Origin of the sequence: Streptomyces sp. NPDC050504, from assembly GCF_044458065.1 — a bacterium.
GTDB lineage: Bacteria > Actinomycetota > Actinomycetes > Streptomycetales > Streptomycetaceae > Streptomyces.
The window spans coordinates 372979-394973 of record NZ_JBITHO010000002.1 but is presented as its reverse complement, the minus strand read 5'-3'; the positions used below and the strand labels follow the sequence as shown (position 1 = coordinate 394973).

At 74.0% G+C, this 21995-nt stretch carries 19 protein-coding genes; 12 read left to right on the top strand and 7 right to left on the bottom strand.

Features of this window, described 5'->3' with window-relative positions; all coding sequences use genetic code 11:
• Nucleotides 1-153 precede the first annotated feature (153 nt).
• Nucleotides 154-1695: a class I adenylate-forming enzyme family protein gene (locus tag ACIBNE_RS07570; protein ID WP_399270521.1), complete on the bottom strand. Its 1542-nt coding sequence runs from the start codon at nucleotides 1693-1695 to the stop codon at nucleotides 154-156.
• Between the two features lie 157 nt (nucleotides 1696-1852).
• On the opposite strand from ACIBNE_RS07570, the gene ACIBNE_RS07565 reads away from it, so the two are divergent.
• The 4 genes from ACIBNE_RS07565 (at nucleotide 1853) to ACIBNE_RS07550 (ending at nucleotide 6001) form a co-directional block, all read left to right on the top strand.
• The gene (locus tag ACIBNE_RS07565) at nucleotides 1853-3043 is read left to right on the top strand and encodes an amidohydrolase family protein (protein WP_399270520.1); all 1191 of its coding nucleotides are present in this window, start codon (nucleotides 1853-1855) and stop codon (nucleotides 3041-3043) included.
• The gene (locus ACIBNE_RS07560; protein ID WP_399270519.1) at nucleotides 3043-4176 is read left to right on the top strand and encodes an acyl-CoA dehydrogenase family protein; all 1134 of its coding nucleotides are present in this window, start codon (nucleotides 3043-3045) and stop codon (nucleotides 4174-4176) included. The genes ACIBNE_RS07565 and ACIBNE_RS07560 overlap by 1 nt, the downstream gene beginning before the upstream one ends.
• 8 nt (nucleotides 4177-4184) lie before the next feature.
• Nucleotides 4185-5099, top strand: a complete 915-nt coding sequence (locus ACIBNE_RS07555) for an acyl-CoA dehydrogenase family protein (RefSeq protein WP_399270518.1) — start codon at nucleotides 4185-4187, stop codon at nucleotides 5097-5099.
• Nucleotides 5100-5521: 422 nt separating this feature from the next.
• Entirely contained in the window at nucleotides 5522-6001 is a 480-nt protein-coding gene (locus tag ACIBNE_RS07550; RefSeq protein ID WP_399270517.1) for an ATP-binding protein, read from the top strand.
• A 108-nt stretch (nucleotides 6002-6109) separates the two neighbouring features.
• Here the strand turns inward: ACIBNE_RS07550 and ACIBNE_RS07545 are convergent, their stop codons facing one another.
• The gene (locus ACIBNE_RS07545; RefSeq protein ID WP_399270516.1) at nucleotides 6110-7036 is read right to left on the bottom strand and encodes a cyclase family protein; all 927 of its coding nucleotides are present in this window, start codon (nucleotides 7034-7036) and stop codon (nucleotides 6110-6112) included.
• Between the two features lie 96 nt (nucleotides 7037-7132).
• Here ACIBNE_RS07545 and ACIBNE_RS07540 point away from each other — a divergent pair, with 96 nt between their 5' ends.
• From ACIBNE_RS07540 to ACIBNE_RS07525, 4 genes are all read left to right on the top strand, one after another.
• On the top strand, nucleotides 7133-8047 hold the full coding sequence (locus ACIBNE_RS07540; RefSeq protein WP_399270515.1) for an SDR family NAD(P)-dependent oxidoreductase: 915 nt from the start codon (nucleotides 7133-7135) through the stop codon (nucleotides 8045-8047).
• 132 nt (nucleotides 8048-8179) lie between these two features.
• Nucleotides 8180-9313 carry an acyl-CoA dehydrogenase family protein gene (locus ACIBNE_RS07535; protein ID WP_399270514.1) on the top strand — a complete coding sequence of 378 codons (1134 nt, stop codon included), beginning with the start codon at nucleotides 8180-8182 and terminating at the stop codon, nucleotides 9311-9313.
• On the top strand, nucleotides 9310-10362 hold the full coding sequence (locus ACIBNE_RS07530) for an alcohol dehydrogenase catalytic domain-containing protein (RefSeq protein WP_399270513.1): 1053 nt from the start codon (nucleotides 9310-9312) through the stop codon (nucleotides 10360-10362). Before ACIBNE_RS07535 ends, ACIBNE_RS07530 begins: the two co-directional genes overlap by 4 nt.
• A 90-nt stretch (nucleotides 10363-10452) precedes the next feature.
• Nucleotides 10453-11676, top strand: a complete 1224-nt coding sequence (locus ACIBNE_RS07525; RefSeq protein ID WP_399270512.1) for an MFS transporter — start codon at nucleotides 10453-10455, stop codon at nucleotides 11674-11676.
• A 64-nt stretch (nucleotides 11677-11740) separates the two neighbouring features.
• Here ACIBNE_RS07525 and ACIBNE_RS07520 read toward each other — a convergent pair whose 3' ends face one another.
• Entirely contained in the window at nucleotides 11741-12175 is a 435-nt protein-coding gene (locus ACIBNE_RS07520; RefSeq protein WP_399270511.1) for a VOC family protein, read from the bottom strand.
• Nucleotides 12176-12185: 10 nt separating this feature from the next.
• Nucleotides 12186-13223, bottom strand: a complete 1038-nt coding sequence (locus tag ACIBNE_RS07515) for a GlxA family transcriptional regulator (protein ID WP_399270510.1) — start codon at nucleotides 13221-13223, stop codon at nucleotides 12186-12188.
• A gap of 95 nt (nucleotides 13224-13318) precedes the next feature.
• Between ACIBNE_RS07515 and ACIBNE_RS07510 the strand changes: the two genes are divergently transcribed.
• The 3 genes from ACIBNE_RS07510 (at nucleotide 13319) to ACIBNE_RS07500 (ending at nucleotide 16616) form a co-directional block, all read left to right on the top strand.
• Complete coding sequence (locus ACIBNE_RS07510; protein ID WP_399270509.1) at nucleotides 13319-14716, top strand: MFS transporter; 1398 nt, start codon at nucleotides 13319-13321, stop codon at nucleotides 14714-14716.
• A 418-nt stretch (nucleotides 14717-15134) separates the two neighbouring features.
• A complete protein-coding gene (locus tag ACIBNE_RS07505) occupies nucleotides 15135-15542 on the top strand; it encodes a hypothetical protein (RefSeq protein WP_399270508.1) in 408 nt (135 codons plus the stop codon).
• A gap of 204 nt (nucleotides 15543-15746) precedes the next feature.
• Nucleotides 15747-16616 carry an alpha/beta hydrolase gene (locus ACIBNE_RS07500; RefSeq protein WP_399270507.1) on the top strand — a complete coding sequence of 290 codons (870 nt, stop codon included), beginning with the start codon at nucleotides 15747-15749 and terminating at the stop codon, nucleotides 16614-16616.
• Between the two features lie 84 nt (nucleotides 16617-16700).
• Here the strand turns inward: ACIBNE_RS07500 and ACIBNE_RS07495 are convergent, their stop codons facing one another.
• Nucleotides 16701-17318, bottom strand: coding sequence for a flavin reductase family protein (locus tag ACIBNE_RS07495; protein WP_399271259.1), 618 nt, complete (start codon nucleotides 17316-17318; stop codon nucleotides 16701-16703).
• A 151-nt stretch (nucleotides 17319-17469) separates the two neighbouring features.
• On the opposite strand from ACIBNE_RS07495, the gene ACIBNE_RS07490 reads away from it, so the two are divergent.
• Nucleotides 17470-18450, top strand: coding sequence for a hypothetical protein (locus ACIBNE_RS07490; RefSeq protein WP_399270506.1), 981 nt, complete (start codon nucleotides 17470-17472; stop codon nucleotides 18448-18450).
• On the opposite strand, the gene ACIBNE_RS07485 is transcribed toward ACIBNE_RS07490, so the two are convergent.
• Both ACIBNE_RS07485 and ACIBNE_RS07480 read right to left on the bottom strand, forming a co-directional pair.
• Nucleotides 18447-19223 (bottom strand): enoyl-CoA hydratase/isomerase family protein, encoded by a 777-nt coding sequence (locus ACIBNE_RS07485; protein ID WP_399271258.1) that lies wholly within the window; start codon nucleotides 19221-19223, stop codon nucleotides 18447-18449. The two genes, ACIBNE_RS07490 and ACIBNE_RS07485, sit on opposite strands and share 4 nt — an antisense overlap.
• Nucleotides 19224-19342: 119 nt before the next feature.
• On the bottom strand, nucleotides 19343-21577 hold the full coding sequence (locus ACIBNE_RS07480; protein WP_399270505.1) for an acetate--CoA ligase family protein: 2235 nt from the start codon (nucleotides 21575-21577) through the stop codon (nucleotides 19343-19345).
• Nucleotides 21578-21995: the final 418 nt, after the last annotated feature.

The window sequence follows — 21995 nt, the reverse complement described above, 5'->3', positions numbered from 1 at the left end:
CCGGTGTGAACGGGCCCCGTCAGGGGCGCGGGGAACTGCGCGAGGGTGGGGCACACGCGCAACATGCCCACCCGGCCACCGGCAGGTTTTCGGGAAGGGGCGGGGAGGGGCCCTGCCCGCCGCAGGCGAAAGACGGCACACCCCGGGGGCCCGCTACTCCGGTGCGAAGCGCTCTCGCAGTCGGTACTTCAGGACCTTGCGGAGCGTCTCGTTGCGGGGGAGTTCCGGCAGGACCTCCAGGCGTTCCGGCAGCTTGTGGCGGGCCAGGCCCGCCGCGCGCAGGTGCGTGACGACCTCCGGCAGCGTCAAGGGGGCCTCCGCCTCCACCACCGCGCACACCAGCTCGCCGCGCTCCGCGTCGGGGAGGCCGATGACCGCCGCGTCGCGCACCGCGGGGTGGGTGTGCAGCAGGTCCTCGATCTCCTTCGCGGAGACGTTCTCGCCCTTGCGGATGATGATGTCCTTCAGGCGCCCCGTCAGCACCAGGTGTCCGCTCTCCCGCAGGTGCCCCACGTCCCCCGTGCGCAGGAAGCCGTCCGCGTCGAAGGCCTCCGCGGTCTGGGCCGGGTCCAGGTAGCCGGTGCACACCGTCTCGCCGCGCAGCCGCACCTCGCCGTCCACGCCGGGGGGCAGCGCCGTGCCGTGCTCGTCGGTGACGCGGATCTCCATGCCGGCCGGGGGGCGCCCCTCCGTGTGGGCCAGGTGCTCCGCGGTGTCCTCGGGGTCGCCCATCGTGATCATGGGGACCTCCGTCATGCCGTACCCGTGCGTGAGCGCGCACCCCAGTTCGCGCACCACCACGTGGTACACCTCGGGCGGCTTCGGCGCGCCGCCGCCCGCGAGCAGCCGCAGCGAGGGGAGCACCGGGCGGCCCGCGGGCTCCGCGCGCTGCGCCGCCAGGAACATCGAGTAGAAGGCGGTCGAGCCGCCCGCCACCGTCACCCCGTGCCTGCGGTACTCCGTCAGCGCGTCCGGCATCGCGAAGTGCTCGAACATCACCGCGGGGAGGCCGTACAGCAGCAGCATGACCGTGTAGTCGGGGCCCGCGATGTGTGCGTACGGGAAGGCCATCGAGCCCACGTCGGAGGGCCGCAGCCGCAGCGCGTGCGCCAGGCAGGCGCCGCCCGAGATCAGCGAACGGTCCGTGTGCAGCACGCCCTTGGGGTCCGAGGTCGTGCCCGACGTCCAGTAGATCCAGCGCACCGCCGTGCCGTCGGCGGGCGGTGCGGGGAGCGTCGCGGGGTCGCCCTCGGGGAGGTCGCCGTACGCGTCGAAGACGCCCCGCGCGCCCAACTCCCCTGCCATGGCGGTGTGGTCGAAGCCGCGCCACACGCCGGGCACCGCGAAGAACTCCGCCTTGGACTCGCGCAGCGCGAAGCCGACCTCGCGCTCCCGGTAGAAGGGGATGACCGGGGACTGCACCGCGCCCAGGCGGGCCAGGGCGAAGGAGAGCAGCGCGGTCTCGATGCGCGTCGGGAGCTGCCAGGCGACGACCGTGCCGGGCCGCACGCCCATGCCGTACAGCCCGGCGGCGACCCGTTCGGCCCGCTCCCGCAGCCCGCCGAAGGTCAGTGTCCTGTCGCCCTGGAGGAGGACCGGCGCGTCGGGGGTGAGCGCGGCGCGGCGTTCGACGAGCGACCAGAGGGTGGGGGAGGCGCCCAGTTCGTACGGGGTGGGGTCGACGGTCTCGGGCACGGCGTACCTCCGGTCGTCCGGCGGGATCTGATGGTGTGTCAGTTCGCGCGGGAAGCGTACGGCGCACCGCCTTGTCGGTCCAGGGGTGCGGGGCTAGCCTGATCTGACGATCCATCAGATAAGTCGCCGGACACATCGTGCGCCCCGGAGGGGACCCATGACGGAACTGCCTCGGATCATCAGCGTCGACGACCACGTGATCGAGCCCGCCCACCTCTTCGAGACCTGGCTGCCCGCCAAGTACCGCGAGCGCGGCCCCAAGCCGCTGACCGCCGGGATCGGCGAACTGGCCTACGTGGGCGGCAAGTACCGGATCACCATGGACCCCGAAGGGCCGCCGGCCGACTGGTGGATCTATGAGGACCTGAAGTTCCCGTACAAGCGCAACATCGCCGCCGTGGGCTTCGACCGCGACGACATGACCCTGGAGGGCATCACCCGCGCCGAGATGCGCCCCGGCTGCTGGGACCCCAAGGAACGCCTCAAGGACATGGACCTCAACCACGTCGAGGGCTCCCTCTGCTTCCCGACCTTCCCCCGCTTCTGCGGCCAGACCTTCGCCGAGGCGCACGACAAGGAGGTCGCCCTCGCGTGCGTGCGCGCCTACAACGACTGGATGGTCGAGGAGTGGTGCGGCGACAGCGGCGGGCGGCTCATCCCGCTCTGCCTCATCCCCCTGTGGGACGTCGGCCTCGCGGTCGCCGAGATCCGGCGCAACGCCGCGCGCGGCGTGAAGGCCGTCACCTTCTCCGAGATCCCCACCCACCTGGGCCTGCCCTCCATCCACTCCGGCCACTGGGACCCCTTCTTCGCGGTCTGCCAGGAGACCGGCACGGTCGTCAACATGCACATCGGCTCCAGCTCCCAGATGCCCGCCGCGTCCCCCGACGCCCCGCCCGCCGTGCAGGCCGCGCTCTCCTTCAACAACGCGATGGCCTCGATGACCGACTTCCTCTTCAGCGGGGTGCTGGTGAAGTTCCCGACACTCAAACTCGCGTACAGCGAGGGGCAGATGGGGTGGATCCCGTACGCCCTGGAGCGCGCCGACGACGTCTGGGCGGAGCACCGCGCCTGGGGCGGGGTGCGCGACCTGATCCCCGAGCCGCCCTCCACGTACTACTACCGGCAGATCTTCTGCTGCTTCTTCCGCGACAAGCACGGCGTCGCCTCGCTCGACGTCGTCGGCCGCGACAACGCCACCTTCGAGACCGACTACCCGCACGTCGACTCGACCTTCCCGCACACCAAGGAGGTCGCGCTCGACCACGTGAAGGGCCTCGACGACGAGACGGTCTACAAGCTGATGCGCGGCAACGCCATCCGCATGCTCGACCTGGGCATCGTCTGATGGACCTGGCGCACACGGAGGAAGAGGAGGACTTCCGGGCCCGGCTGCGGGAGTGGCTCGCCGCCGCCCTGCCCAAGCTGCCGCCCCGCCCCGACTCCCTCGACTGGCCCGCCCGCCGCGCCTACGACACCGGCTGGCAGCGCATGCTGTACGACGCCGGATACGGCTCCGTGCACTGGGAGGCCGCCCCGGCCGTGCGGCTGGTCTTCCTGGAGGAGACCGAGCTGGCGGGCGCGCCCTACGTCGGCGCCAACTTCGTCGGACTGCTGCACGCCGGGCCCACGATCGCCGCCGAGGGCACGCCCGAGCAGCGGGCGCGCTGGCTCGACCCGGTGCTGCGCGGCGACGAGGTGTGGTGCCAGGGCTTCAGCGAGCCGGACGCCGGATCCGACCTCGCCTCCCTGCGGACCAGGGCCGTGCGGGACGGCGACCACTACGTCGTGACCGGCTCCAAGATCTGGACCTCGCACGCGGAGGTCGCCGACTGGTGCGAGCTGCTCGTGCGCACCGACCCGGCGGCCCCCAAACACCGGGGCATCAGCTGGCTCGCGCTGCCCATGGACGCGCCGGGCGTCACCGTACGGCCGCTGCGCACGCTCGCCGGGTCGGCGGAGTTCGCCGAGGTGTTCCTGGACGAGGTGCGGGTGCCGGTCGCCAACCGGGTGGGCGCGGAGAACGACGGCTGGCGGGTCACGCTGGTGACGCTCTCCTACGAGCGCGGCACCGCGTTCGTAGGAGAGGTCGTCGCCTGCCGCCGGGTGCTGGGCGAACTGGCCGCGCGGGCGCGGGCCGACGGCCGCTGGGACGACGCGGCGCTGCGGCGCCGACTGGGCCGTCTGGGCGCGGAGTTCGGCGCGCTGTGGCGGCTCATCCAGTGGAACGTGAGCGAGGCGGCGCGGGCCGGGGGGCCGCCCGGCGTCGGCGCGTCCGTCTTCAAGCTGCGGTACTCGCACGCGCGCCAGGAGCTGTACGACGCGGCGGCCGACGTGCTGGGCGCGGGCGCGCTCGACCTGGGCGAGGCGTGGACCGGGGAGCGGCTCTCCGCCCTCTCGTACACCATCGCCGCAGGCACCTCGCAGATCCAGCGGAGCATCGTCGCCGAGCGCGTGCTCGGCCTGCCGAAGGGGCGGTGAGGGCGGCCGTGGACTTCCAACTGAGCGACGAGCAGAAGGCGTTGCGGGCGGGGATACGGGAGCTGCTGGCGCGGCGGTTCGTGCTGCGGGACGCGCTGCGCCGCGCCGAGGCGGGTGGCGGGCTCGACGCGGGCGCGTGGCGGGCGCTGGGGGACGCCGGGTTCTTCGCGCTGCGGCTGCCCGAGGCGGACGGCGGGCTCGGGCTCGGGCTGCCGGAGGCCGTGCTGCTCTTCGAGGAGGCGGGCGCCGCGCTCCTGCCGGGGCCGCTGGTGGCGACCTTCCTCGCGGCCGGACGGGTGCCGGGCGCCGCCGAAGGGCGGACCGTGGTCACCCGGGCCGACCCCGCGTCGGGGCTCGTGGAGTGGCTGGAAGCAGCGGATGCGATCGAGGGAATCGAGGGGACCGGGGAGCCGGAGGGGCGCGCGGGGCGCGCGGTGCCGCTGCGGTCGGTCGACCCGCTGACCCCGCTGCACCGGGCGGCGGCAGCGGCGCGGGCCGGGGCGGAGGCCGCCGCCGACACGGCGGACGGCGTCCTGCTCACCGCCGCTCTCCAGCTCGGCAGCGCGTCGGCGACCTGCGCCATGGCCGCTCAACACGCCCGGGAGCGCGAGCAGTTCGGACGGCCCGTCGGCGCCTTCCAGGCCGTCCAGCACCTCTGCGCCGACCTGCTGGTACGTACTGAAGTGGCCCGCGCGGCGGTCTACGCGGCGGCCGTCACCGGGGACCCCGTCGAGGCGGCGGGGGCCAAGCTGCTCGCCGACGACGCGGCCGTCCGGGGAGCCAGGGACTGCCTCCAGGTGTACGGGGGGATGGGCTTCACCTGGGAGGCGGACGTGCACCTCCACCTCAAGCGCGCCTGGGTGCGGGCCGAGCAGTGGCAGCGCGCTTCTGAGGCGGAGGAGACGCTGGCGGCGGCGCTGTAGCCGAGGGACGGATGTGATCTGTGTTCGGGTGGCACGTAACCCTGAGCGATTACCTCGCGCCGATATCGGGTTGTGTCCTTCGCGGGACTCGTCACGGGCCGAAGTCGGGGTTCCGCTCGGGTACGCTCCGTCGGGTGCGAGTGGTACTGAGACCGGGATGCGGCGGAGTGGCCTGCGGGGCGACTCCGAGCCCGGAATCGCGCGCCGTTCGCGCCGCACGGAGGCGCTTCGCGCGTCGTCGTTCGACTCCCCGCAGCGTGCGTCGCGCAGTATGGGCCATGCGTACTCCTTCGCGCTGGAATATGCCCGAAGCGCTTGTTGCGGTGACTGTACGTCAACCATGCTGTCTCGCAAGGGGATCACGGTCTGTTGTCCCTACGCGACGCGAGGCGATGTGTCCGCCGGTTCGGATGGTGTGAGCGGTGCAGGTGCTTCAGGTTCAGTTGGAGGTCGGGGCGGACCCCGCGGAGGTGGGACGCGCCCGTAGATGGGCCCGCTCCCGGCTCGTGGGCTCGGGGATAAAGGACGACGAGCCGATCGCCGAGACGCTGATCCTGCTGATCTCGGAGCTGGTCACCAACGCCGTCGTGCACACCGGCTGCCCGGCCGTGCTGCGGATGCTCTTCGGCGACACCGTACGGGTCGAGGTCGCCGACTCCAGCAACCGCCCGCCGCGGCCCCGGCACGCCGAGGGCGACGACACCAACGGACGCGGCCTGGAACTGGTCGACGGCCTCGCCGACCGCTGGGGCTGGCAGCCCGAGGGCGCGGGCAAGTCCATCTGGTGCGAGGTGGACAGGGGCGGTGCGGGAGCGGGCGCGGGGGGCGCGTACGGCGCGTCCTGCGAGCCGTCGCGCGACCCCGTCCGCGAGCCGTCGTGCGCCGTCACGCAACGGCTGTAGGGCGGATCCCTCCGACGCGGTGTTGACGGGCCGTGCCGTGCCCGTGGCACGTACGGGCGCGCCGCCGCCCGGGGTTCCGCCGCGCGGACGCGGGCGGTGCGCGGGAGGTCAGAGGACCGCGACCGGGGCGACCGGAGTGCCCGTGGCGCCCACGAAGGGCTCGGGCGTGGCCGACAGCAGGAAGCTGTGGCGCCCCTCTTCCGCACAGGCTGTGGACAACTCTTCGAGGTTCCAGTTCTGCCCCTGGAGCATGCCCATCTCCACCAGGTCGAGCGCGTGCACCGGCAGCCACAGGTCCTCGACCTCGGGCGGGAAGATCTCGAAGGTGAGCGTGTCGTTGGCGACCGCCGCGACGTCGCGGGCGTGGAACCACTCGGGCGTGCGCAGCGACAGGCCGGGCGAGGGGTACGCGTAGCCGTGCTTGTCGCCCGCGAGCAGCGTCCGGACCTGACCCGTCCGCACGAGCACGACGTCGCCGGGGCCGACCCGCAGCCCCGCGTGCTCCTCCGCCTCCGCCAGGTCCTCCGGGGTCACCGCGTGGTCGCCCGGCAGCCGCTCCAGGCCCTTGGCGCGGGCCACGTCCAGGAGCACGCCGCGCGCGACGAGGGAGCGGACCTTCTCGATGCCGCAGAAGCGCGCGCCCGCGTGGGCCGTGATGGTCCCGGCGGGGCGGCCGTTGTAGATCCGCCCCGAGTGCGAGGCGTGCGTGAGCGCGTCCCAGTGGGTGGCCGCCTGGAGCCCCATGGTCACGGTGTCGTCGCTGGTGGCGACCGTGCCGGGGCCGAAGAGCTCCTGGTTGATCTGGACCATCGTGTGCAGCGGGTTGATCCGGCCCGGGATCACGCCCGTCTGCGGCCCGTCCTGGTGCAGCGGGAGCGCGAGGGGGACGCGGCGGCCGGTGCGGACCGTCGCGGCGGCGGCGCGGACGGTGGCGCCGGTGATCAGGTTGAGGGTGCCGAGTTCGTCGTCGGGGCCCCAACGGCCCCAGTTGTTCACGCGCTTGGCGATGTCGTGGAACTCCGGCGGCAGCGGCATGGGGTGCCTTTCGCGGACTGTCGGGGGGTTGTGTCGGGGTGGCTGGCTGCCCATAAAATCTAACGGTCCGTCAGAAACCGCGGGAAGGGGCCGGGCATGGGGAACTTCTTGGCAGGCAAGGTCGTCGCCGTGACGGGAGCGGGGCGCGGCATCGGGCGCGCGGTCGCCCTCGCATCGGCCGCGGCGGGGGCGAAGGTCGTCGTCAACGACTACGGCGTCTCCGTGGCGGGCGGCGAGCCCGGCGGCGAGGTCGCGGCGGAGGTCGTCGAGGAGATCGGGGCGGCGGGCGGGAGCGCGGTCGCCGTCGCGGACGACATCTCGACGATGGCGGGCGGGCAGCGCGTGGTGGACACGGCGCTGCGGGAGTTCGGGCGGATCGACGGGGTGGTGTGCGTCGCGGGGATCCTGCGGGAGCGGATGCTCTTCAACATGTCCGAGGAGGAGTGGGACCCGGTGATCGCCACCCACCTGAAGGGTACCTTCACCGTCTTCCGGGCGGCGTCGGCCGTGATGCGCAAGCAGGGCGCGGGGACGCTGATCGGGTTCACCAGCGGCAACCACCAGGGGTCCGTGTCGCAGGCCAACTACTCGGCGGCCAAGGGCGGGATCATCTCGCTGGTGCGCAGCGCGGCGCTCGGGCTGCACAAGTACGGCGTCACCGCGAACGCGGTCGCGCCCGTCGCGCGCACCCGGATGTCCGCGAACGTCCCCGTGGAGCTCACGGAGATCGGCGAGCCGGAGGACGTCGCGGCGCTCGTCGTCTACCTGCTCTCCGAGCGGGCCAAGGAGGCGGGGGTGACCGGGCAGGTCTACACGGTCGCCGGCCCGAAGATCGCGGTCTGGGCGCAGCCCAGGGAGCTCCGGGCGGGGTACGCGGAGGGGGGCGCGTGGACGCCGGAGCGGATCGCGGAGTTCCTGCCGGGGGCGGTGGGGGTGGATCCCATGCCGCTGCTGGGGGCGGTGGGGGAGATGGCTCGGGCCGCCGGGGAGGGGCGGCGGCCCAATGGGTAGACGGGGGCGGCGGGCCCGCGGACGGGGGCGGCGGGCCCGCCCGCGCCGGTCGGAACGCGCGGCACCCGCCCCGCTCCCGCGCAGTTCCCCGCGCCCCTGACGGGGCGCACGCACTCCTGCCAGGAGGACACCGTGGACTTTCGTTTCCCGCCGGAGGACCTCGACTTCCGGCGCACCGCCGCCGCGTGGCTCGACGCGCACCTGCCCACCCGCCTCCCCCCGCGCGAGTGGGAGCGCGAACTCGGCGGGGGCGGGTGGGTGGGCATCGGCTGGCCCCGCCCCGCCCACCGCCCCGACTACGGCAACCGCACCGCCACCCTCACCCAACAGGTCGCCTGGGCCGAGGAGTACGCCCGCTCCGGCGCCCCCGCCCGCGCCGGGCACATCGGCGAGAACCTCCTCGCCCCCACCCTCGTCGCGTACGGCACCCGCGAGCAGTGCGACAGGTTCCTCCCCCCGATCGCCCGGGGCGAGGAGCTCTGGTGCCAGGGGTACAGCGAGCCCGGCGCGGGCTCGGACCTCGCGGGCGTCAGGACCGTCGCCGAGCGGGACGGGCGCGGGCACCGCGTCACGGGGCAGAAGGTGTGGACCTCGCTCGCGGCCGACGCAGACCGCTGCTTCGTCCTCGCCAGGACCGAGCCCGGCTCGCGCCGCCACCGGGGGCTCTCGCTGCTGCTGGTGCCGATGGACCAGCCGGGCCGCGTCGAGGTGCGGCCGATCCGGCAGATGTCGGGCGACAGCGAGTTCAACGAGGTCTTCTTCGACGGGGCGCACGCGGACGAGGTCGTCGGGCGGGAGGGCGAGGGCTGGCGGGTCGCGATGGGACTCCTCGATCTGGAGCGCGGAGTCTCCACGCTCGCCCAACAAGTGGGCTTCGAGGTCGAGTTGGCGGACGTCGTGCGCGGGCTCGGCGCGCCCCGCGACCCCGTGCTCCGCGAACGCCTCGTACGCCAGTGGTGCGAGCTGCGCGTCATGCGGTGGAACGCCCTGCGCACCCTCGGCAGCGGCGAGCCCGGCGCCGCCAGCGTCGCCAAGCTGCTGTGGGGCCGCTGGCACCAGCGCCTGGGCGAGCTGGCCGTGGAGGTACGCGGCGCCGCCGCCACCGTGGGACCGGCCCCCTGGCAGGGCGGCGACGCGTACCGGATCGACGACGCACAGCGGCTGTTCCTCTTCTCGCGGGCCGACACCGTCTACGGCGGCTCCGACGAGATCCAGCGCGACATCATCGCCGAGCGGGTGCTCGGCCTACCCAGGGAGGCACGATGAAGGGCGTCGTGTTCGACGGCAAGCGGGCCGAGGTAGTGGACGACCTGGAGGTGCGCGGTCCCGGACCCGGCGAGGTGCTGGTGGGCATCCGGGCCGCGGGCCTGTGCCACAGCGACCTCGCGGTCGTGGCGGGCGTCATCCCCTTCCCCGTGCCCGTGGTGCTCGGCCACGAGGGCGCGGGCGTCGTCGAGGCCGTCGGGGACGGGGTCGGGCACGTCGCTCCCGGCGACCACGTCGCGCTCGCCACCATCGCCAACTGCGGCACCTGCCCCGACTGCGGCCGGGGCCGCCCCACCATGTGCCGCAAGGCGATCGGCAGGCCGGACCGGCCCTTCACCCGGTCCCTCGGCCCCGTCCAGCACCAGTTCGCGGCCACCTCCGCCTTCGCCGAGCGGACCGTCGTCAAGGCCGTGCAGGCCGTGAAGATCCCCGAGAGCGTGCCCTTCCCCTCCGCCGCGCTCATCGGCTGCGGCGTCCTCACCGGCGTCGGCGCCGTGCGCAACCGCGCCCGCGTCGGCCTCGGCGAGAGCGTCGTCGTCATCGGCACGGGCGGCGTCGGGCTCAACGTCCTCCAGGGCGCCAGGCTCGCCGGGGCGTCCCCGATCGTCGCCGTGGACGTCAACCCGGCCAAGGAGGCGCTCGCCAGGAGCTTCGGCGCCACGCACTTCACGACCGGTACCGAGCACGTGCGCGACGTGCTGCCCACCGGCGCCGACCACGTCTTCGAGTGCGTCGGCCGCACCGCCCTCGTGCGCGCCGCGATCGACCTCCTCGACCGGCACGGCCAGGCCGTCCTGCTCGGCATGTCCGCCGCCGACGCGGAAGCGGCCTTCGTGCCCGCCTCGCTCTTCCTCGACAAGTCCGTGCTCGGCTGCCGCTACGGCTCGTCCCGGCCCCAGCGGGACGTGGAGCTGTACACCCGGCTGTACGGGCAGGGGCGCCTGATGCTCGACGAGCTGGTCTCGCGGACGTACGGCATCGACGACTTCGACCGGGCCGTCGACGACCTGGAGAACGGGCGGGTCGCGCGGGGCGTGTTCGTGTTCTGAAGCCCCCGGGGCCCGTCGTCGACCGGTTGGAGCGGGGCCTGTCGTTAACCGGTTGAGAGGGGGGCCGGGGGCCGGGATACGGTCGCCCCCATGGCGTACCGCGAGATCATCACACGACCCGTGATCGGCTGGGGAGCGGTCGCCGTCGGCGCCCGGATGCCCGTCGCCATGGCCCCGCTCGCCCTGGTCTTCCTGGTCCGCGAGCGGCCCGGCGGCTACACGCTCGGCGCGGTGCTCGCCGCCGTCTACGTCCTCGGCGAGATCATCGGCGCCCCGCTCCTGGGGACCAGGCTGCGGCCCGAGCGGGCCAGGCCGCACCTCGCGGCCGGGCTCGCCGTCGGCGCCGCCGGATTCCTCGGCGTCGGCCTCGCGCACGGCGCCCACCCCGTCGTGCTCGGCGTCTTCGCCTTCGCCGCGGGCGCGGGACCCTCCGCCGCGCCCGGCGGGCTGCGCGCGATGCTCACGGACCTGGTCCCCGAGCGGGCCGCAGCGCAGGCGATGAGCCTGGAGTCCGTCCTCACCTTCGGCATCTGGGCGGTCGCGCCCGCCCTCACCGCGGGGCTCGCGCTGGGCGCGGCCCCGTACCTGCCGCTGCTCCTCGCGGGCCTGCTGATGGCCGCGGCCACCGCCGGGCTCTGGGGGCTGCCGCAGGGCTGGCGCGCGGACGAGTCCGACCGGGGCGACGACTCGATGGGCCGGATCCTGGCGCGCGCCTGGCCGGTGTACGTGACCGGCGCGGCGAGCCTGTCGCTGCTCGCGCTCGCCGAGCTGATCCTGCCCGCGCTCCTGGAGCAGCGGGACATCGGCATCGGCTGGTCGGGCCCGCTGCTCGCCGGGTTCTCGGTCGGCTCGGCGGCGGGCGCGTTCGTGTACGGACTGCGGAGCTGGCCGGGCCGCGTCCACGTCCAGAGCCTGGTCCTGATGCTGACGGTGTCGGGCTGCGTCGCCGTCGTCGCCGTCCTGCCGTGGGCCGCGGCGATCGCGGCCGGGCTCGTGGTGGCGGGCGTCGTCCAGGCGGGCACGATGCTCACCCGCAACCTCACGCTGCGCGCGACGCTGCCGCCGAGCGCCCTGGCGGCGGGCTACTCGGTGATGTACGCGGCGGTGGGCGCCGGATACGCGGCGAGCGGGACCCTGGCAGGTGCGCTGCTGAAGGTGGTCGCGCCGTCGACCGCGATCCTCGCGGGGGTCGGGCTGACGCTGGTGCTCACGGTGGTCGGCGCGGTGGGCGAGCGGCGGATCGTCCGGCCCGCGGCGGCCGCGCCCGTCCCGGGCCCGGCGGTCAGGGTCCCCTGCGAGGACGGGGCGGCGTAGCGGCCCGTGCGGGCCGCCGCACCCGTCCCGGGCACGGGCCTCGGTCGAGGCCTCGGTCGAGGCCTCAGTCGAGGCAGAACTCGTTGCCCTCGACGTCCCGCATGTTGATGCACGACTCGTTGACGCCGTCGGCGAGCAGCACCAGGTCCTCCACCGCGCCGAGCGCGACCAGCCGCGCGGACTCGGCCCTGAGCACGGCCAGCCGCTCCTCGCCGACGAGCCCGGCCCCGGCCCGCACGTCGATGTGGACCCGGTTCTTGGCGACCTTCCCCTCGGGAACGCGCTGGAAGTACAGGCGCGGCCCCGCCCCGGTCGGATCGCCGCACGCGAACCACGCGTCCCGCTCGTCGGCGGGCAGGGTGAGGTTGTACGCGTCCCAGCTGTCGAACCCTTCGGGCGGGGAGACCGGGTCGTACCCCAGCACCTCGCACCAGAACCGGGCGACGCGCTCGGGCGAGGCGCAGTCGAAGGTGATCTGGACCTGCTTGATCGTCGGCATTCGGCGCACCCTAGCCGATGTCGGCGGACCCGCACGGAGAATTTTCCCGCAGGGCCGGAGAACCGGCGTGCGGCGTGCGGAACGTGCGGCGGTAGGTGGTGGGGGAGACGCCGAGCGCCGCCTGCAGGTGCTGCCGCAGCGACGTCGCCGTGCCGAAGCCGCTGTCGCGCGCGACGCGGTCCACCGACAGGTCGGAGGACTCCAGGAGCTGCCGCGCCCGCTCCACGCGCTGCTGGGTGAGCCACTGGCCCGGGGTCATGCCCACCTCCTCGCGGAAGCGGCGCGTGAACGTCCGTACCGACATCGACTCCTGCTCCGCCAAGTCCCTCAGTTGCAGGGGCTGTTCGAGGCGCGCCAGTGCCCACGCGCGGGCCGACGTCGTCGTGGCGAGCTGCGGTTCGGGGACGGGGCGCAGGATGAACTGCGCCTGACCGCCGTCCCGGTGGGGCGGCACGACGGTGCGCCGCGCGACCTCGTTGGCGATCGCCGTCCCGTGGTCGCGGCGCACGATGTGCAGGCACAGGTCGAGCCCCGCGGCGACCCCGGCCGACGTCAGCACGGAGCCGTCGTCGATGAACAGCACGTCCGGGTCGACCCGTACCGAGGGGAAGAGCCGCTGGAAGTGGTCGGCCGACGCCCAGTGCGTGGTCGCCGGGCGGCCGTCGAGGAAGCCGGCCGCGGCCAGCACGTAGCCGCCCGTGCAGATGGAGACCAGCCGCGTCCCGGGCCGCACGTGCGCGAACGCGGCGGCCAGTTCGTCGGTCAGCCGCCCCTCCTCGTACACGGGACCCAGCTCGTACGACGCCGGGACGACGACGGTGTCCGCGTCCGCCAGCGCCTCGGGGCCGTGCGGGACGTCGATGGAGAAGTCCGCGTCGGTGCGCACGGGCCCCGGAGGGCGTACGGAACACGTGACGATCTCGTACAGCGGCCGGCCGTCCACGGGGTCCTTGGCGCGGCCGAAGACGCGGTGCGGGATGCCCAGCTCGAAGGGGAGGATGCCGTCCAGCGCGAGGACGACGACGCGGTGCGGGCGGTGTGCGGACATGGCTCCATCGTACGAGCGGCCGTGGCCAGATCTCTGCGGTGCATGTCACTTCGGCCACTCGTGGGCCCCGGCCGCCGCCCCCGAAGCTGTGTGACGTGACCCAGACAAGCAACGCCCGCAAGGCGCCCGGCGCCCCCGAACCAGGTACGCCCGAATTCGATGCGCCCGAATCAGGAGCGCCCGAGCCCGGTGCGCCCGCGCCCCGCCGCCCCGGCCGCGTCCACCGCGCCTGGTTCGTCGCGGCGGTCACCTTCGTCACGATCATCGGCGCCGCGGCCTTCCGCTCGCTGCCCGGCATCCTCATCGACCCGCTGCACGACGAGTTCGACTGGTCGCGCGGCACGATCGGGCTCGCCGTCTCGGTCAACCTCGCGCTGTACGGGATCACCGCGCCGTTCGCCGCCGCGCTCATGGACCGCTTCGGCATCCGCCGGGTCGTCGCCGTCGCGCTGGCGGTCATCGCGGCGGGCTCGGGGCTCACCGTCTTCATGACCGCGGCCTGGCAGCTGATCCTGTACTGGGGCCTGCTCGTCGGCCTCGGCAGCGGCTCCATGGCCCTCGCCTTCGCGGCGACGGTCACCAACCGCTGGTTCACCGAGCGGCGCGGGCTGGTCACCGGCATCCTCACCGCCGCGTCCGCCTCCGGCCAGCTGATCTTCCTGCCGCTGCTGTCGTGGCTCGTGGAGCACCACGGCTGGCGCCCCGCCGCCGTGACGGTCGCGCTGGCGGCGCTCGCCGTCGTCCCGTTCGTCTGGCTGCTGCTGCGCGACCACCCGGCGGACGTGGGGCTCGCGCCGTACGGCTCCGACGAGTTCGTCCCCAAGCCGCCGCCCGCCAGGGGCGCCGCGCGGCGCGCGGTCACGGTGCTCCTCTCGGCGGCGCGGACCGGCCCCTTCTGGCTGCTCGCCGGGACGTTCGCGATCTGCGGCGCGTCCACGAACGGGCTGATCCAGACGCACTTCGTGCCCGCGTCCCACGACCACGGCATGCCCGTCACGGCCGCGGCCGGACTCCTCGCCGTCATCGGCGTCTTCGACGTGATCGGCACGATCGCGTCGGGCTGGTTCACCGACCGCTTCGAGGCGCGGCGCCTCCTCGCGGTGTACTACGCGCTGCGCGGCGTCTCGCTGCTCTTCCTGCCGATGCTGCTCGCGCCGTCCGTCCACCCGCCGATGGTCTTCTTCATCGTCTTCTACGGCCTGGACTGGGTCGCCACCGTCCCGCCGACGATCGCGCTCTGCCGCGAGCACTACGGCGAGGACTCGGCGATCGTCTTCGGCTGGGTCCTGGCCTCGCACCAGGTGGGTGCGGCGGTCGTCGCGTACGCGGGCGGAGTGGCCAGGGACGTGTTCGGCTCGTACGACGTGGTCTGGTACGCCTCGGGCGGGCTGTGCGCGGCGGCGGCGCTGATGGCGCTGGTGATCAGGAAGCGGGGCGGGGCCGGCGGGTCCGGCGGAGCCGGCGGTTCGCGGGGGGAGGTCGCGGCGGCCTGAGCGGAACCCCGGGTCGCGTGCGCCCCTCTTCCCGGCAGGGGGTGCGCGCATGCGGAGGAACGTACGGCTGACGGGTGTGGCCGCGGCGTCGGCGGTGACGATGGCGGGGGCGCTGCTGCTGGGTGCCTGCGGCACGGACGGGACGCGGTCGGCGGGTCCGGTGCCGCCGGGGGCGGTGTCGGCGCTGGGCGGGGAGGAGTGCGGAGGCGGGGGCGGCGGTCCGGGGGACCGGACGTCGGACGATCAGGGGGCGGGGCCGGATCGGACGTCGGACGATCAGGGGGCGGGGCCCGACCTCACGTCGGACGATCAGGGGGAACAGCCGGATCTGACGTCCGACGATCAGGATGCGTTGCCGGACGAAACGTCTGACGATCAGGGGGCGTTGCCCGACGAGACCTCTGACGACCAAGGTGCGTTGCCGGACGGGACCTCTGACGATCAGGGGGTCCTGCCCGACGAAACCTCTGACGACCAGGGCGAGTCGCCCGATGCGACCTCCGACGACCAGGGCGGCCCTTGCGCCGCCGCTCCGACCGCCGGGCCCGAGCGGTGGTTCCCGATGCGCGGTGCCTTCCTCGACTTCCTCGCGTCGAACGCCACCGGTGACGACGACGCGATCGCGTCGCACGTCACCGAGGTCCGGGTGCGGAAGGCGGGGGGCCGGGGCTTCGCGGAGGTACGGGTCACGTACGGCGCCGACGAGGCCGTGGAGGCGCGGCGCGTGGCGCGGGCGTTCGCGCAGTGGCGGCACACGGGGTACGGGGACGCGGGGCGCGTGCGGGTGCTGGGGCCCGGATGGGCGGGGGTCGAGCGGGACTGGTAGGGGCCTCGGGGCCGCGCGCGACAAATCGGTGGCGGGTGCCACCGGGCGGGGGCTAGGGTCCCGATCATGTACTCAGGAATCCACAACCGGCATTCTCTGCGCATCCGTTCGGCGTCCCTGACTCGGTGCTGACCCGAGCGTTCGTCGGCACCCGGTCATCCGCGAACCGTTCGCCTTTCGCCTCAGGATGACGAGGGATTTCCCATGAGCACCACCCACCGCCCCACTTTCGTTTTCGTTCCCGGCGGGTCGAGCAACGCCCGCGCCTGGGGGCCGTTGCAGAACGAGCTGGCACTGCACGGCCACCGGTCGTACGCCGTCGACCTGCCCGGTCACGGCGACGGCGCCGACCACCCGGCCGCCTACTACCGGCAGCCGCAGGACCTGGCGGCGCTGGCCGCCGCCCCCTCCCCGATGCGGGGCGTCACCTTGCGGGACAACGTGCGCCACGTGGTGGACGTCCTGCGCGGGCTCGCCCCTTCGGGGCCCCTGGTCCTGGTGGGCAACAGCTTCGGCGGCCTGACCGTCACCGCGGTCGCCAACGCCGTGCCCGAACTCCTCGACCGCGTCGTCTACCTCTCCGCCGCCTGCCTCGGCGACCCGTCGATGGTCACCGACGCGTGGGACGTCGTCGACGACAACCTGCTGGACGCCGCGGCGGCGCGCATCGCCGTGCCGATCCCGGACGCCCAAGGCGTCGTACGGCTCAACTGGCGTGCGGCGCACGCCGATCCCGGGCTCTTCGCCCAGCTCAAGGAGGCCGTGATGGCGGACGGCACCGACCACCAGTTCCGGATGCTGCTGGACTCCATGGACCCGGACGAGAACCACGCGGTCCTGGAAGAGGGGGCGGTGGCCAGGGCCGAGTCGTGGGGGAGGGTCCCGCACACCTTCGTGCGCCTCTCCGAAGACCGGAGCATGCCCCCTGCCGTGCAGGACTACATGATCCGCACGGCGGACGCGCTGACGCCCCACAACCCGTTCGACGTCCACACGCTGGCCGCCTCGCACGTGGGCTACTTCAGCCGTCCGCGTCCCTTCGCGGAACTCCTGACGTCCCTGGCGCCCCGCTAGGCGCGGCGTCGAGGTCCGGCTCCGTCGTGCGCCCGCACGGCGGAGCCCCCGGGGCGGCGCGGCTCGGCAGCGGGCGCCGCCGCCTCACCGGGCGAGCCGGCCGAACCGTCCCCGGTGGAACAGCAGCGGCTCCCCGCCCTCCCCCTCCGTACTGCCGAGCGCCTCCACCCGCCCCACCACGATCAGGTGGTCCCCGCCCGTGTGCACCGCGTGCACCCGGCAGTCCACCCACGCGGGGACCCCGTCCAGCAGCGGGGCGCCGGTGACGGGCGCTTCCCCGTACCCCACCCCCGCGAACTTGTCCGCGCCGCTCACCGCGAACCCCCGGCACAGCCCGCCCTGTTCCGCGCCCAGCACGTTCACGCAGAAGAACCCCGCGCGGGCGATCCGCGGCCACGTCGTGGACCCGCGGCCGACCATGAAGACGACGAGCGGCGGATCGAGGGAGAGCGAGGCGAAGGACTGGCACGCGAACCCCGTGGGCCCGTCCTCGTCGCGCGTCGTGACGACGGTGACCCCGCTCGCGAAGTGCCCGAGCACGGCCCGGAATTCGGCCGGGTCGACCCGTACCCGATCCCGTGCCCGCTCGTCGTCCCCCACGGCCCGCAGCCGTCGGCGTGGCCGCGGGTCGTAGGGCTCCGAGGGCTCGGCCGTCGTGGCCGCGCCCACCGACCGGAGGTATCGGACGGCGGTGGCCGCCATCCCCGCATGTCCCATCACACCGCCCATTGAAGCTGACGGACCGTCAGATGGGAAGGGGGGCGGAGGCCGGGAAGGGCCGGGGCGTACTGTCCTCGGCATGGGGCGGGACACGGGGTGGGACGATGGGTTGCAGGGCATACAGGGGCTACCGGTGTACCCCGGACCGAGGGGCTATCCACCGGGCCCGAAGTCGCGCACCTTCAACGAGGTGGCGCTGGCGACGAGCGTGACCTCGGCCGCGCAACTGGTCACCTTCGGGACGGCGTACCAGGTCGTCTCGGCGGCCCGGGACGACTACGACATCGGGTACGCGGGCGAAATCCTGTTCGCCGGTCTGTGCAGTGTGTTCGTCTTCGCGCCTTTCATCCTGACCGCTCTGGGCGTCGTCCACTCGCTCCTGCTCACGCTGCCCGCGAAGTGGGCCGGGGAGCGGCTGGCGACGCGCTCGCCGTTCAAGGGCTCCAAGGGCTCCAAGGGCTCCGAGGTCTCCAAGGGCTTCGGGGGCTTTGGCGGAGTGCCGCTGCTCTGCTCGGTCGGGGTCTCACTGGCGCTGGGCGCCGCGTACGCGACCGCGATCGGCTGGGCCGACTGGTGGTGGGTCGCGCTCAGCGGCGTGCTCCCGCTGCTCGGCGCCGCGTACGCGGAGCGCCGCGAGATGTCCGTGGCGGACACGTGGGGCTTCGGCGCGATCCTCGCCTTCACCGGGGTCGCGCTGACGCTCGGCTGCGCGCTGGGCGCCGCGAAGACCGGGCACTACAGCGCGTACGAGCCGCCGAAACTGTCCAGGACGCAGTACGTCGGGGTGTGGCGCGGCGAGGACGGCACCGAACTGCGGCTCGACGCGGACGGCGGGGCCGCGTTCAGGAACCTCCCCCACGACGGCCGGGACGAGGACGCCCCCGCCTGCGACGGCGACGGCACCTGGAGCTTCTCGCCCGACACCGGGCGCAGCCGGGACGGGGCGGCCGTGCGGGGCCCCGGATGCCGGGAGCGGATCTGGCAGATCACAGGGACGGCCGACCGCCCCGGACTCTTCCTCCGCGTCGGCAACTCCGAGGACGACGGCGTACTGGTCCTCCACAAGGAGACCGGGGAGGCGAAGGGGACCGGGGAGGCCGGGGGGAAGGGTTAGCGCCCCCGGTACGTCGGCGTGCGCCGCTCCACGAAGCCCGCCACGCCCTCCCGCGCGTCCGCCGTCGTCATGTTGACCTCCTGCGCCGCCGCCTCCGCCGCGAACGCCGCCGACCTGTCGCCGTCCAGTGAAGAGTTCACCAGATGCTTGGTGAGCGCGAGCGCCCGCGTCGGCCCCCGGGCCAGCCGCTCGGCCCACTCGCGGGCCGTCTTCTCCAGCTCTTCCGCCGCCACGACCCGGTTGACCAGCCCGAGCCGCTCCGCGTCCGCCGCCGGGAGCGCGTCGCCGAAGAACATCAGCTCCTTGGCGCGCTGCGGCCCGATCAGGCGCGGCAGCAGATAGGCGCCGCCCCCGTCGGGCACCAGCCCCCTGCGCACGAACACCTCGATGAACCGAGCGCCCTCGGCCGCGATCACCAGGTCGCAGGCGAACGCGAGGTGCGCGCCGAGCCCGGCGGCCGTGCCGTTCACTGCGGCGATCACCGGCTTCTCGCAGTCCATGACGGCCGCGACGAAGCGCTGCGCGCCGCGCCTGATGGTCCGCGCCACGTCGCCCGCGACGCGCTCGCGCCCGGTGTCGGGGCCGCCGCGCAGATCGGCGCCCGCGCAGAAGCCCCTGCCGGTCGCGGTGACGACGACCGCGCGCACGTCGGGGTCGGCGGAGGCGTCGGCGAGCAGCCCGATGACGCGCTCGCGCTGGTCCCAGGTGAGGGCGTTCATGGCGGCGGGCCGGTTGAGGGTGATCCAGGAGACGCCGTTCTCGACGCGGTGCAGTACGTCGGAGTCGGGGGCAGGGGCGGCGCCCGACGTGCCCGCCTCCCCGACGGCCGCGCCCTCCCCACCCTTCCCGCCTTCCCCGCTCTTCCCGCCTTCCCCGCTCGCCACGCGGCCGCTCACCGGCACACCGCCAGCGCGTCCAGTGCCACCGCGCCCTGCCCCCGGGGCAGCACCATCAGCGGGTTGATGTCCAACTCCGCCAGCTCGTCGCCCAGTTCGAGCGCCATCCGCTCCACCCGCAGCACGACCTCCACGAGTGCGTCCACGTCCACCGGCGGTCCGCCGCGCACGCCGTCGAGCAGGGCGCGGCCCCGCAGCTCCTCCAGCATCGCCCGCGCGTCCCGCTCCCCGAAGGGCGGTACGCGGACCGCCGCGTCGCCCAGCACCTCCACCAGGACCCCGCCCAGGCCGACCGTGACCGTCGGGCCGAAGAGTTCGTCGTGCGTGACGCCGACGACCATCTCCACGCCGCGCTCCACCATCTGGCACACCAGGATGCCGTCCAGGTCGATCTCCTCGTACCGCGCGATGTCCATCAACTCGCGGTAGGTGTCGCGCACTTGGCTGGCCGATGTCAGGCCGACCCGGACCAGGCCCAGCTCGGTCTTGTGCGCGATGTGCGCGCCGGACGCCTTCATCACCACCGGGTAGCCGACCAGCCCGGCCGCCCGGACGGCCGCCGCCGCGCTGGTCACCAGCTGCTCGCGCGGCACCCGTATCCCGTACGCCCGCAGGAGCTGCTTCGCGGAGTGCTCGCTCAGCTGCCTGCCGGGCCGCATCAGGGCCTGGGCCTTGCGGAAGGACGGGGAGGGGGTGCGCGGGGCCTCGTCGAAGGGGGAGCGGTAGCCGCTGGTGAAGCGCCGGTGGCCGAGGTGGGCGCGCACGGCCGTGACGCAGTTGGCGAAGGTGCGGAAGGTGGCGACGCGCGAGGAGCCGAGGAGGGTGGTGCGGTACGCCTCCTCCGTGCCGACCGGCGAGCCCCACACCACGCACACGAGCTTGTCGGTCCGCTCGGCCGCGTCCACCAGGTCCCGCGCGAGCCTGTCGCTCATCGGCGGGAAGGGCCCGGTGATGGGGCAGATCAGGACGCCGATCGAGGGGTCGGCGAGGAGCGCGTCGATGATCCTGCGGCCCCGGTGGTCGCCGACGGGATGGCCGCCGCAGTCCACGGGGTTGGCGACGTTCAGGTAGTCGGGTATCCACTGGTGCAGCTCGTCCTGCTTGGCCGCGGAGAGGGTCGGCAGGTCGAGTCCGGCGGCGGTGGCGAGGTCGGCGAAGTGGGCGCCGGTGCCGCCGGAGATGGAGTAGACGGCGACCCCGTCGGCGCCGCCGCCCGCAGGCTTCCTGGCGCGTGCCAACAGGGTCGCGGTGTCCTGGAGTTGGTCGAGCCCGTCGACCCGGATCACCCCGAACTGCCGCATCGCCGCGTCCACCACCTGGTCGGCGCCGGTCAGCTTGCCGGTGTGCGAGGCGGCGGTGCGGGCACCGGTCTCGGTGCGGCCGACCTTCACGGCGACGACGGGCACGCCGCGGCGGGCGGCGCGGTCGGCGGCCAGCAGGAAGGCGCGGCCGTCCTTCAGCCCTTCCACGTAGCAGGCGACCGCGCCGACCTCGGGCCTCTCGGCGAAGTACGAGATGAAGTCGGCCGTCTCCAGGTCGGCCTCGTTGCCCGTGGGAGCCCAGTGGGAGAGCCGTACGCCCAGCTCCTGGAGGGCGTAGACGGGGCGCCCCTGGTGCCCGGACTGGGTGATCAGGGCGATGGCGGGGCCTTCGAGGTCCTCGCGCAGCGGTTCGAAGGCGTTGAGGTTGGTGTTGGGCCCGAGCAGCCGCAGGCCGTCCGCGCGGGCGACGGCGGCGGCCAGGTCGGCCTGGGCGCGGGCGCCCTCCTCGCCGGTCTCGGCGTATCCGGAGGCGAAGGCGACCGCGAACTTGACCTTGGCGTCGGCGAGTTCGTCGACGAGCGGCAGCGGGTCGCGGACCAGCAGCACGGCGAGGTCGACCGTGCCGGTCAGCTCCCCGACGGCGCGCGCGCAGGGCAGCCCGAAGACCGTCTCGCGGGTGGGGTGCACGGGGTGCAGCCGGGCCCCGACGCGCTCGGCCCAGGCGACGAGCTGGCGGGTGATGCCGGTGTTGGGGCGGCCTTCGGTGTCGGACGCGCCGATGACGGCGACGGACTCGGGCCGGAAGAACCGGTCGAGGTCGGGGACGGGTGCGTACAGCGGGCGGCCGCTGACGTCCAGGTCGCCCTCGGCCGCCGCCAGGCCGTGGACCGCGCCCGGCGGTTGCTCGCCGCAGGCCACGACCCGGGCGCGGAGGTCGGTGGTGAACGTGCCGTGAGTCGATCCAAGCATCGCCGATCCCACTCCTGGTCGTCGCTCCAACGGGTACCTGACGTGATGTCAGATTACTGAACTGACTACCCGTCAGGAACACTCGTGCAGGCAAAGACCGGCAGGCGTGCAGGGTCCCTACCCGCCGGTCGGCCTCCCAAGGGGGCGATTACCGGACCTAGTCGGGGGCGGGCGGGACGATTCTCTGGCCGGGAGTCGCCTGGCGGCGGGCGCGGGTATCCCGCGAGGGCGGGTCCACCCGGGGTGCCGTTTTTGCGCAGTTCCCCGCGCCCCTGACGGGGCCCGTTCACACCGAGGGCGCTCCGGCTCCCCGGGGTGGGGGTCGGAAGGGTGCTCCCCGCAGGAGCACGAGCCAAGAGCGGGGCTATCCAGGACTGAAGACGGCCACGGCTCGTGATCCGAGGAGTGCACCCTGGAG